The sequence below is a fragment of the Shewanella cyperi genome, from assembly GCF_017354985.1.
GTDB classification, from domain to species: Bacteria; Pseudomonadota; Gammaproteobacteria; order Enterobacterales; family Shewanellaceae; genus Shewanella; species Shewanella cyperi.
On record NZ_CP071501.1, the window covers coordinates 842,534 to 854,650 of the forward strand.

Consider the following 12,117-nt stretch of genomic DNA (forward strand, 5'->3'; position numbering starts at 1 on the left):
CAAGATGAGACCGGTGGCTCCCCTACGGCCATACCGGCGCAAATAGATAAGGTTTATCATGACCAAGCAAACCCTCACCCAACTGGAACAGCACGAGCTGTTTCTTTCCCGCCACATTGGACCGGACAGTGTTCAGCAGCAGGAGATGCTCAACTTTGTTGGTGCCGAATCCCTGGATGATCTGACCAAGCAAATCGTGCCCGAGGCCATTCGCCTTGACCGTGAGCTGGCCGTAGGCCCGTCTTGTTCCGAGGCCGAAGGTCTGTCCTATATTCGCGCCCTGGCCGATAAAAACCAGGTATTCAAGAGCTACATAGGTCTGGGTTACTACGGTACCGAAGTGCCAAACGTTATCCTGCGCAACGTGCTGGAAAACCCAGGCTGGTACACTGCCTACACCCCTTACCAGCCCGAGATTGCCCAGGGCCGCCTGGAAGCCATATTGAACTTCCAACAGCTGGCCATCGACCTGACAGGTCTGGACCTGGCATCCGCTTCTCTGCTGGACGAAGCCACCGCCGCTGCCGAGGCTATGGCCCTGGCCAAGCGTGTTTCCAAGGCCAAGAAAGCCAATGCTTTCTTCGTTGCCGACGACGTGTTCCCGCAAACCCTGGACGTGGTAAAGACCCGTGCCGAGTGTTTCGGTTTTGACATTGTGACCGGCCCTGCAAGCGATGCCCTGAACCATGACAACCTGTTCGGTGCCATGTTCCAGTACACCAACAGCCAGGGTCAGCTGACCGACTTCACCGAGCTGTTTGTCAAGCTGGCCGAGAAGAACGTGATTGTCACCGTCGGTGCCGACATCATGTCGCTCATTCTGCTCAAGAGCCCAGGCGCCATGGGTGCCGACGTGGTATTCGGCTCAGCCCAGCGCTTCGGTGTACCCATGGGCTTTGGTGGCCCACACGCCGCCTTCTTCGTTTCCAAGGACGAGCACAAGCGCTCCATGCCCGGCCGTATTATCGGTGTGTCCAAGGACAGCCGTGGCAATACCGCCCTGCGTATGGCGATGCAAACCCGTGAACAGCACATCCGCCGCGAAAAGGCCAACTCCAACATCTGTACCGCCCAGGTGCTGCTGGCCAACATGGCGTCTTTCTACGCCGTGTACCATGGTCCACAGGGCCTGAAAGTGATCGCCGAGCGCATTCACCGTCTGGCCGACATCCTGGCCGCCGGTCTGGCAGCCAAGGGCGTGTCCCTGGTGAACAACCAGTGGTTCGATACCATCAGCTTCAAGGGCGATGTGGCCGCCATCCGCGCCCGTGCCCTGGCCGCCGGTGTGAACCTGCGCTTTGACGCCGACGGCGTCATGGGCGTTGCCCTGGCCGAAACCACTACCCGTGCCGATGTGGCCGAACTGTTCGACATTATCCTCGGTGCCGGTCACGGTCTGGATTGCGCTGCCCTGGATGCCGAGATTGTCGCCAAGGGTTCAAGCTCTATCCCTGCCGCCCTGGTGCGTCAGGAAGCCTTCCTGACCCACCCGACCTTCAACCGCTACCACAGCGAAACCGAAATGATGCGCTACATCAAGCGCCTGGAGAACAAGGATCTGGCCCTCAACCACTCCATGATCTCCCTCGGTTCCTGCACCATGAAGCTGAACGCCGCGGTGGAAATGATCCCCGTCAGCTGGCCCGAGTTTGCCAACATGCACCCCTTCTGCCCATCCGAGCAGGCCCAGGGTTATGCCCAGCTGATCAAGGAATTGTCCGATTGGCTGGTGGACATCACAGGCTACGACGCCGTGTGCATGCAGCCCAACTCAGGTGCCCAGGGCGAATACGCCGGCCTGCTGGCCATCAAGAAGTACCACGAGTCCCGTGGCGAAGGTCACCGTAACGTGTGTCTGATCCCTCAGTCCGCCCACGGTACCAACCCAGCCTCGGCCCAACTGGCCGGTATGAAGGTTGTGGTTACCGCCTGTGACAAGCAGGGCAACGTGGATCTGGACGACCTGCGCGCCAAGGCCGCCGAAGTGGCCGACAGCCTGTCCTGTATCATGATCACCTATCCGTCCACCCACGGTGTGTACGAAGAGACAGTGCGTGACATCTGCGACATCATTCACCAGCACGGTGGCCAGGTGTACCTGGACGGCGCCAACATGAACGCCCAGGTGGGTCTGACCGCTCCCGGCTTTATCGGTGCCGACGTATCGCACCTGAACCTGCACAAGACCTTCGCCATCCCACACGGCGGCGGTGGTCCAGGCATGGGCCCCATAGGCGTGAAGAAACATCTGGCACCATTTGTGGCCGGTCACGCCGTGGTCAAGCAAGGCATTGAAAGCGACAACAACGGCGCCGTATCTGCCGCACCGTTCGGCAGCGCCGGTATCCTGCCAATCAGCTGGATGTACATCAAGCTGCTGGGTACCAAGGGCCTGACCCGTTCTACCCAGACCGCCATGCTGAACGCCAACTACCTGACCAAGAAGCTGTCCGAGCACTACCCAGTGCTGTTCCGCGGCCGTAACGATCGTATTGCCCACGAGTGCATCATCGACCTGCGTCCGCTGAAAGAAGCCTCCGGCGTGACCGAGATGGATGTGGCCAAGCGTCTGAACGACTATGGTTTCCACGCGCCCACCATGAGCTTCCCCGTGGCCGGTACCCTGATGATTGAACCCACAGAGTCCGAGTCCAAGGTAGAGCTGGACCGCTTCATCGAGGCCATGGTTGCCATCCGCGGCGAAATTGCCAAGGTGGAAGCCGGTGAGTGGCCTGCGGACAACAACCCGCTGCACAACGCGCCGCACACCCTGGAAGACATCATGGACCCGGCATTTGATGCCCGTCCATACAGCCGTGAACTGGCGGTGTTCCCCACCGCTGCGGTGAAGGCCAACAAGTTCTGGCCAACCGTGAACCGTATCGATGACGTGTACGGCGACCGGAACCTGTTCTGTGCCTGTGTGCCAATGAGTGACTACGAGTAATTGCTGCTTGGACTCGCTACTGCGGCGTTAAATCTCGGTTCCAGTGGCCATTGACCTAAGCTCATCGCGAAGAGTCAACTGCGCGCTGGAACCAGCGATTTGCCTTGCATTAGCGTCGTCAGCAACGCAATTGCGGCCTGATTGAACCCAGGTTCAGTTAGGCAATAAAAAACGAACCCCAGGGTTCGTTTTTTTATGGGCTCTTGTTAGCCCCACTAGTGGTTGGCGTTGTTGAAACCCTGGCGGGTTTAGCCGCTGTGCCAGCGGCGAAAGGTCGTGGGTCTCCAACCCACACCCGGGCAAGGGGTATTGCTTGTCCAATACCCCTTGCAACCCCAAGGACACCCCACCGACGCTGACAGCCCCTCGGCCTTATGCTGAAAATTGGCTAACGCGTCAGACGCTCATCCCTGATTCGACTGACGCTGCTTCGGCATCCATGCCTCGCCACGCCATTTTCAGCAACGCCCTCGGCAGCGTCGGAACGGGGAGTGGTGTAACGGTCTGGCTTCAGCTCTTTGATTCGAAAGTTCACTGATGCCGGAGAGGAATACCTTTAATCAAGCACTGCCGCACCAGTGACCATCGGCGACAGGACGTCGCCGCTGAGCCTCCAGGGAGGGATTCACGGCGTGTCACTGGGGTGGCAGTGCGAAAGCCCACGGCCGGTGATTTATGGCATCCGATGCCGGAAGTTAAGACGAAGCAAGAGATAGCCGCTGTGCCAGCGGCAGAAAGTCGTGGGTCTCCAACCCACACCCGGGGAAAGGGGGCAGTGTCGACTTGCCCCCTTATCCAATCCCCCAGCGACCCCCAGCCGGAGCCGAAAGCCCCTCGGCCTCTTGAGCTTGGTCTTGCTACAGCTTCGGACTCGCGTCCTGCTCGACCGAAGCAGCCTCGGTATCCCTACCTCGGCTACGCGCCCATGCTCATCGTCCTCAGCGGCTCCGAAGGGGGAACAGGTGCAACAGTTCAGCACTGTTGCTTTTCCTGTAGTCCCCTGTAGCCAAAAGGAAACACCAATAAACTGGAGCGATCATCGACCGAGAGAGCCTGTGTCGGCATAACTCCGTGCTCGCATAGAACACCGTACCCGCTTGAAGCGGCCGAAGGGCATTGATGCCTGAAGCGTGGCCGAGGCATGGATGCCGAGGCAGCGTCAGTCGAATCAAGGATGAGCGTCTGACGCGGTAGCGGGAAGGCGTCAAATGCCCGAGGGGCTTTCCGCTTCGTCGCGGGCGTCCTTTGGGATGCAAGGGGCTTTGGACGCGCAAAGCCCCTTGCCCGGTGTGGTGTGGAACACCACGACTTGCTTCGGCCGGAAGGCCGACTATTCAGCTGGTAGCCGTAAGGCCAACCTATTGTGGTCAACAACTTCCTGACTGTGAAGTCGGTTGAGCCTCAGTAGGTAAAAGGGGGTCGCTAACTCACAGGCCGAACATAAATCAAAAAGGCTCAGAATCCCCACCTGATCTAACTCGTTTTTGTCTCGTCGCAAACCAATGCGAGTATTTTAATTTAGTTAAGCTATTGCTTATGTAGACAAAAATGTTGTCAGATGTTTTTTAGATTTATAAAGTATAGTTGTGATAGTGTATCAACAGCAGAAGGGAAAAGTACAAATACAGCATTAGTTTCTGAAAATCAGTTTAGGGAATAAGTATCGTGAAAATTGAGAGTATACAGGGAATAATTCCTTTTACAGATAAAAAAATAAAAATCGAATTAAATGGTAAAAATTTAATAGTTACTGGTAAAAATGGATGTGGAAAAACTCAGTTACTTGAGTCAATTTTTGAAGTGCTTTTAAGATCTCCTAACTTTATGAGTCAAAAGTATGCCTACAAAAATCAACTCGAAAGTCAGCTGAAAAGTTTTAGTCACAATGTTGAAATATATACTGCCAGCATTGACAACGCTGTTGAAAATATAGAGTCTCAAAAAAAGTTATTGCAAACCAATCTCGCAAACATTCAATTGAAACAAGTTGAGATGAATATTTCTGAACTAGAAAGTCAAGTGGTTCGCGATAGAGCTCAAATTGAAAATTTTATTTCGAAAATAAATTTAGCTAAAAATAACTTTAATGATCAAGTTTCATCCTTGACCACATATACTGAAATAAAACAGTCCGAGACAATTAAACATACAGAAGTTTCATACATAGAGAGTGAAGCTAAAATTGAGTTATTAATGTTTTTTGATGCTTTTCGTAAATCTTCTTTTCAACCTGTTCAGAATATAACCTCTCTAGAGCATGAAAAGCAAAATATTAAGTCTCAAACGACACAGGTAGCTAGAAATAAAGGAAGAGGTAATGCAGGTTCATTAATTGAGAAGTTTCTTGCAAACTGGGAAGTTAAAAGCGCCTTGAGAGAAAGAAAGCAGGATTTTTCAGTGACCAAAGAGTTGGAACTTTGGAAGGAAAGGTTTGTAAATCAACTAAAAATACTGCTAGACGATGATTCGACAAATTTACATTTTGACGATGACACGCTTAACTATTCAATTACTCAGAGTCATAAGATAGACTTTTCATTCAGAGATCTATCTGCTGGGTATTCATCAATCTTAAAAGTATTTACTGAATTGTTAATGACTGTCGAGGTTTCTGATTTTACTCCGGAGAATATTACTGGCTTCGTGGTTATAGACGAGCTTGACGCTCATTTGCACCCATCACTACAAAGAAAAGTATTACCTTTTTTCAGTGAGCTATTTCCAAATGTTCAGTTTATTGTCTCAACTCACTCTCCTTTTGTTACATCTTCCGAAGATGACTCAGTAGTGTATGATTTATCCACTACTACCTTAGTCAATGAAGACTTAAGAACATACAGTACTGATGTGATTCTAGGTGCAATTTTTGATGTTCCTAATTACTCAATTTATTTGGAAAATATATTAAATAGATTAGATGATGATGCTTATGTTTCTGAAAATATAGGTTCAATAAAAAGACTTTCTCAATCTTTAGGCATTCTGGATGATGAGTCTAAAGTACAGCTGGCTGCCGCAGTTAATAAGTTTAATAATAAATAGAAAGGACTTCTTAGTATGTTCAATGTGGTAAGAACAAATCCAGCTCCTCAACCAATTTTAGATGGAATAAGAAACCATAATCATCCCCTAATACTAGAAGAGTTAAGTCGGATGTTTTACTCAAAATGTTACATCTGTGAGGTTTTAGATCCGCAAGCTTGTGCGGTAGAGCACTTTGATGCAACTAACGCGGACAGGGTTGACTGGAATAATTTGTATTTTGCTTGTCATAGATGTAATTCGAACTTCAAAAATGCTAATTACAATAATTTGATAGATCCAGCTGACCCTAACACTGATGTGTTTAGAGCAATTAAACATAAGTTCCCTACCACGCCAAACAGTCACGTTGAAATATCTAGAAATGAAGCTGTACAAAATTCTCCTAGTATTTCTCAAACTATTGAGCTAATTGATAAAGTTTTTAATGACGATTCAACAGGTAATAGGAAAATAACTCGTACAATGTTACGTAAAAAATTGTTTTCTATTCTGGTAAAAGTATTCAAAGAGATATCTGTTATTTCGGATGATGATAGTACTCCTCAACAGAAAAAAGAAGCAGAAGAAAAAATTATTCATTTTTTAAGAGTAGAACAGGAGTTTTCTGCATTCATAAGATGGATGGTGTTAGATGATCAAACATTGAGACGGTTGTTTGAACAGTATATTAGAGATTAATTGCCTTGCCTCGACATATGTTATCCATCGCCCAACACCCTCGGCAGCCCAAAAAGGGGAAACGGTGTAACGGATCGGTTTCGGTGCTACGTGTTGGGCTGAAGTGGTAATCCAACTTGGGCACAGGGCTACTTCCGAGTGCACAGATGGCGAGGTTGAATTTAACCTCAGCGCCTAAGCAACGCCTTGCTTCTATATTGCCCTGGGGTGATGCCAATCACCTGCTTAAATTCGCGGATGAAGTGGGCCTGGTCGTAGAAACCGGCGTGGTAGCCTATGTCGGTGAGGGACTGGTCGCTGTCTTGCCTGAGCAGGTCCCGGGCGAAGGAGGTGCGCTGCAATATGCTGTAATACTTGGGCGACAGGCCCAGGTTTTGCTGGAACAGGCGCTCGAGCTGGCGCTGACTGACATCCAGCTCCGCCATCAGGCTGTGGATGTCTGCCTGGCCCCTGTGCTTGTCTATCCAGTTCACCGCATGCTGAATTCTCGGCTCTGTGCTTTCCCCCAGACCGCTGGCGGCCAGGTATTGCAGCAAGGAGGCTTCCAACAGGGCGATGCGCTCGGCCGTGGTTGGCAGGGCCGCCAGCTTTTCTACCAGGTCATCACCCAGGATTGCCAGCGACAGATCCCGGGGCGTCAACAACTGGCCCAGCATGTCCGACAGCGGGCAGCGGAAAAAGGCCCGCCCGGCGCCGGGCCAAAAGCGAATGCCGAGTGCATCGACCTTGCCTGCGAGTTCAAGCTTGGTGCTGTGCTTGGTGGGGCCATTGATCAGGCAATGGGACAGGTATTGACCGCCATCGAAGGTGAGCGGGTCAGCAAAATTGAAGAATACGCCGCTGCCGCCTTCCGGGTGCATGAACTCTGTGACCAGGGGCGCCGGGCCCGCTGGCTTGAAGATGCTCCAGTAGCAGCTGATAAAGGGCCGCAACCGGGGGCAGGGTTGGAAACGCTGAAAACCAAGATGAGGCAGTGTCGACATAAAGACGCCTTCCTTGTATCGGTAGTCGCAGTATATCAAAGCCATGCGCTGTGCACAGATTTCCCTGGCTGTGGGCGCAGCATGTCGGAAAAGTACAATTCCCGCCGCCAGCCCCCAGCTATGCTGCCTCAGTCGCAGCGCCGGTGCCTTTGAATTCTTAGCCTGGCGCGCAACCCGAATTATTTCTGACAATGGGGATCCCGGATGTTAAAGCGTAAAAGCCAACTAATGAAATTGCTCGTCGCCAGCCTCGCCGCTCTGAGCCTGGGCCAGGCGCTGGCAGAAGAAGACTACAGCGCCGAAGGGGAGAGAAGGGCCAAACTGGCGGGCAAGGGGCTGCTTGGAACAACAGCCCCACAGCTGCTGATCAAGACCCTTGATGGCAAGACCATAGATTTAAGCCAGCTTTATGGTCACAAGCCGGTCTACATCAAATATTGGGCGACCTGGTGTGCCCCCTGCCGCAAACAAATGCCCGGCTTTGAAGCGCTTTATCAAAAGTACGGTGAGCAAATTCAGGTGATAGCCGTTAACACCGGGCTCAGCGACGATCTCAAATCCGTCAGTGCCTTTAAGGACAAGGCGGGGCTCTCCATGCCGATTGCCATTGATGATGGCACCCTGGCGCGGGCGCTGAATTTCCGGGTAACGCCGCAGCATCTGCTGATCAATAAACGCGGTGAGTTTGCCTATGTGGGTCATGAGGACGATGGCAATTTCTATCGGGCACTGGAGCAGGTGATTGCCGAGGAAGCGCCCGAGGTGGCCCCGACAGCCTCGGTTATCGCCACCCAAATCAAAGGCTATGACATAGGCGATAAGCTGGCTCCCATCAGCCTGAAGTCAATTGCCAACCAAGGCTTTAGCGTACCGGCTGGAAACAGTGTTGGCGCACCGGCGACCAACAGCGCCAGCCTGCCTTCGACCAGCAGCGACGCCAAGGAAACCGTGCTGGTGTTTTTTGCCCCCTGGTGTGAATGGTATCTGGAGCAAACCGAGCCACTAACCTCAAAGTCCTGCACTCTGGTGCGACAGATGCTGGAAAGTCATGGCACTGACAGACCAGATGACAGCGACACCCAGTGGTTATCCGTCTCAACCAATCTGTGGACCTCCAAAGAGGATTTAACCGAATATCAAGCCAGCCATGGCGCTGTGGGGCCGATCATATTTGATGCAGATGGCGAGCTGTTTGCCAGGTTCGGTGTCACCCAGGTGCCGACCGTTATCACTGTGGATCAAGCGGGCAGGGTGACCGACAAGGTGGATTTCAGACAGCGGGGCTTTAAGGAAAAGGTCACGGCGCTGTTCTCAAAGGCATCATTCTCCAAGCCATAAAGCCAAGCCGCGAATGTTGGCTACTGGGCATGGATGCCTTATTCATGGATTTTCACCGGGCCAATTCATGTTGAGTAGCTGTTCAATTTGAGCCGCTATTCACTTTGCGGCTCTTTATTCACTTTGGGTTCCGGGCCCTGTGTGCCAATCCAGGATTATCGGCGCATCAGCGCAAACCCAGGCCGTCAGGCGCATGCCTTCGCGCAGCACCCCGGGGGCGGATTCGATTTTTGGCCAGTCATCCGTGTTAAAGGGTCTGCCTTCAAGGAAGAGTTGCGCCAGCAGATCATGGTGGGCGTCCCCCTGCAGATTGACGGATTCCGTGGTGTCGGCATCCGTTGCCAGGGTGAGGCTGAGGGATTGTCCCCGGTGTTGATAGCGGGTCACTGTGCCGGTCCAGGAGGTCAGCAGATTGGGGTCGCAAGTGACAAACTCAGGCACCCGCAGGCGACCTGTTTGTGCCAAGGGCTCTGCCATGGCCTGTGGTGAGCTGAGTGCGATAGCCAACAGTATGACTCTTATCATTTGAATACCTCATTTGAATGCTTCATTTGAATGCTTCATATGAATGCCTCGGACGTTAAAAAATAAAAGAGGCACCGGGGTGCCTCTTTTTTCACAGTCATTTCTGAAGCGCGTTAAGCATCAGAGATTTCTGTAGGTCTGGCTCTGCTCATCGGCACGGATGGCCTGACCATTGGTGAACTCAAACATACAGCTGTCGTCGGTGTAATCCATGAAGTTGAAGATAGGATCCACACCGGCTGCGCTCTTGCCTTTAGTGCAGGAGTCGCGATTGACCGGGCAACCGTAGGCGGCACTCTTTTCAGCAGGAGTGTCGGACACATAGTCACCGCTGCCGCTGCAACCACCCTGGAAGGTGTGGTACAGGCCGAGCCAGTGGCCAACTTCGTGAGTGGCGGTGTCACCTTCATTATAGGGGGCCGCTGAACCACCTGGCAGTGTGCTGTAGAGGATCACTACGCCGTCTTTGATGGGGGCTGATGCATAGTCACTTGGGAAGGTTGCCCAGCCGAGCAGGCCGCCACCCATGTTGTTGGTGTAGATGTTGAGATCTGCAGCATCACCCTGGCGCAGGGCCGACTTCATGTCGGTCTCGGCAGTTGAGCCGTGGCCGGCGGTGTACCAGCTGTTGTTGGCGGTCACATCGGTCGATACCAGATTGAATCTGAAGGGGGTATTGCTGTAGGCATTGTTCAGCACGCTCATCTGGGCATTGATGTCAGCGGTAGACAGGTTGCCGTTGTTCTGGCTGTCGGTGATCACGTGCATGTAGACATTAATAGTCACTGAGCCGTTGGCTCTTTGTTGCATACCAGTGTCACCGCTTCTGGCGCGCAGAGTTTGGAAGTGTTTTTCTTTCAATGCAGACTCTTCGGCACTGGGGTGTTTGGTGCCACAGCGCAGGAAGGAGGCATTGGGATTGGCGTGATCGAAGGCCGCATCGTTATTGGCCATGCCGCTCAGGGGGGCGGCTGTCAGGCCCAGGGCAAGCATCAGGGTAGAAGTTTTTAGAGTTATTTTCACAGTTTTTTCCTTTTTAATATTATTGGATTTCTATGTCACTGATTAAGCAGAACCGGTCCCCCGACTTGTCATACATAGTCCCTTAGGGAAAAAATCATCCTTTTTAACTGCTCCAAATGTGAGACATGGTCTGCCCATACCCACCGACCACGTGGCAGCTTGCCACGGTGAGACGACATAAAATAATGGCCAAAACAAACTTATTCAACATTTTTGTAACATTATTTTATCCGGATGGTGTTCCGTTCACCGGATAACTGCATCGTCATCTCGGCATGGCGCAGTGAATTCCCCTGTTTCACTGGCATGGCGGCTGTTTTTTTACTCTGGTGTAACATTTCCCTTTCCAGTATCTTGGGAGACTTATCTGAAACAATGGATTGGCTCGAATAAAATCATGCTATTACCTGCGCTCACCACCACCATTCGCATGAAATTCAGTCGCATGAAGTTCAGCGAACTTTTTGACCGCCCCGTTACCAGGCCCCTGGCCACAACCCTGATGCGGTTCAAGGGCTTTTGGCACAGTCTGAATTTCGCCCAGCGCTGCTACTTGCTGGCGACCTTGCTGTTCCTGCTTGAGGCTGTGATGGTGGCAGACAGGGTCAATTGGTTCACCGGCGCCTTGACCTTGTTGGTGTTGGCGGGACTGGCCAGTGAGTTCTGGCCGCGGTTTTTGCATGTGTGGCACAGCCTGCCGGGCAAGGCATTTATCCTGCTGTTTTATGCCGTGGTGGCCAACTTTGCCCTGGGCAACGCCGCGGGTATGGTGAACGATATCACCGGCGTGTCGGCCGCCAGCCTGCCCTACAGTCACAACTTTGCCATTCTGCTCAGCCTTCCCGGCTGGTTTTTCATGACCTCGCTGCTGGTGCTGTTGTTTGTCCAGGTGGCCATGCCCTTTTATCTGCTGTTGCTGTTGTTGCTCAAACCCTTCGGTTTGCACGGCCTGTGGCATCCGCCCCATTATCGTTTTGTGTTTACCACGGCCCTGGTGCGTTATGTCTGGAGCTTTGCCCTGCTGATCCAACTGTTGATGCTGGGGGCTGCCACCGGAGTTGCGGCCGATGCCGGCGCCTTTGGCCGCGGGGTTTATGATGAAATCCTGGCGGAGCTGGAGGAAAGCGGTAACAAGGCCAAGCAGAAAAAGGCTGACTCAGGCCAGGGGGACGAGGAGGCCAAGGCAGAATTGGTGCAGGATACCCAGGGTAATGTTGGTATCCATATCGTCAGCGAAGGCGAGACCACCTCTGTGGTGTCCATGCCGGTCGAGGACATGCAGAACCGGGCCAATCGCTATCACTCGTTGCAGCAATCGGCACTGGCGCTGTTTATTTTCCAATTTGAGGCCGACGGCCGCTCCCGCTGTGAGCATGCCGAGGGCAGCAAGATAGTGGAGCTGAACGATTACGAGATCCTGGAGATTCTGCCGGACCAGAGCCAGCCCCAGGGTTACAGCTATCGGGTCAGAAGCTGTATCTCGGCCGCCTTTGGCCGGACCCCGGAAAGCAGAGGGGCAGTGAATCCGCCGCCGCAATAACTGCCCCCGAGTTTGCCAATTCGCTGCGGCCGGCTGTG

At 52.7% G+C, this 12,117-nt stretch carries 8 protein-coding genes; 5 read left to right on the forward strand and 3 right to left on the reverse strand.

The window, feature by feature from the left end; all coding sequences use genetic code 11:
* Positions 1-58: 58 nt before the first annotated feature.
* From gcvP to JYB84_RS03520, 3 genes are all read left to right on the forward strand, one after another.
* Complete coding sequence (gcvP, locus tag JYB84_RS03510; RefSeq protein ID WP_207322072.1) at positions 59-2,947, forward strand: aminomethyl-transferring glycine dehydrogenase; 2,889 nt, start codon at positions 59-61, stop codon at positions 2,945-2,947.
* Between the two features lie 1,665 nt (positions 2,948-4,612).
* Positions 4,613-5,989: an AAA family ATPase gene (locus JYB84_RS03515; RefSeq protein ID WP_207322073.1), complete on the forward strand. Its 1,377-nt coding sequence runs from the start codon at positions 4,613-4,615 to the stop codon at positions 5,987-5,989.
* 15 nt (positions 5,990-6,004) lie between these two features.
* Positions 6,005-6,670, forward strand: coding sequence for an HNH endonuclease family protein (locus JYB84_RS03520; RefSeq protein ID WP_207322074.1), 666 nt, complete (start codon positions 6,005-6,007; stop codon positions 6,668-6,670).
* Positions 6,671-6,837: 167 nt separating this feature from the next.
* Here the strand turns inward: JYB84_RS03520 and JYB84_RS03525 are convergent, their stop codons facing one another.
* Positions 6,838-7,653 carry an AraC family transcriptional regulator gene (locus JYB84_RS03525; protein ID WP_207322075.1) on the reverse strand — a complete coding sequence of 272 codons (816 nt, stop codon included), beginning with the start codon at positions 7,651-7,653 and terminating at the stop codon, positions 6,838-6,840.
* Between the two features lie 228 nt (positions 7,654-7,881).
* On the opposite strand from JYB84_RS03525, the gene JYB84_RS03530 reads away from it, so the two are divergent.
* Positions 7,882-8,991: a redoxin domain-containing protein gene (locus tag JYB84_RS03530; RefSeq protein WP_228290869.1), complete on the forward strand. Its 1,110-nt coding sequence runs from the start codon at positions 7,882-7,884 to the stop codon at positions 8,989-8,991.
* Positions 8,992-9,105: 114 nt separating this feature from the next.
* Here JYB84_RS03530 and JYB84_RS03535 read toward each other — a convergent pair whose 3' ends face one another.
* Both JYB84_RS03535 and JYB84_RS03540 read right to left on the reverse strand, forming a co-directional pair.
* Complete coding sequence (locus JYB84_RS03535) at positions 9,106-9,516, reverse strand: hypothetical protein (protein ID WP_207322077.1); 411 nt, start codon at positions 9,514-9,516, stop codon at positions 9,106-9,108.
* A gap of 120 nt (positions 9,517-9,636) precedes the next feature.
* Positions 9,637-10,539 carry a zinc metalloprotease gene (locus tag JYB84_RS03540; RefSeq protein ID WP_228290870.1) on the reverse strand — a complete coding sequence of 301 codons (903 nt, stop codon included), beginning with the start codon at positions 10,537-10,539 and terminating at the stop codon, positions 9,637-9,639.
* 397 nt (positions 10,540-10,936) lie between these two features.
* On the opposite strand from JYB84_RS03540, the gene JYB84_RS03545 reads away from it, so the two are divergent.
* A complete protein-coding gene (locus tag JYB84_RS03545; protein WP_207322078.1) occupies positions 10,937-12,079 on the forward strand; it encodes a hypothetical protein in 1,143 nt (380 codons plus the stop codon).
* Positions 12,080-12,117: the final 38 nt, after the last annotated feature.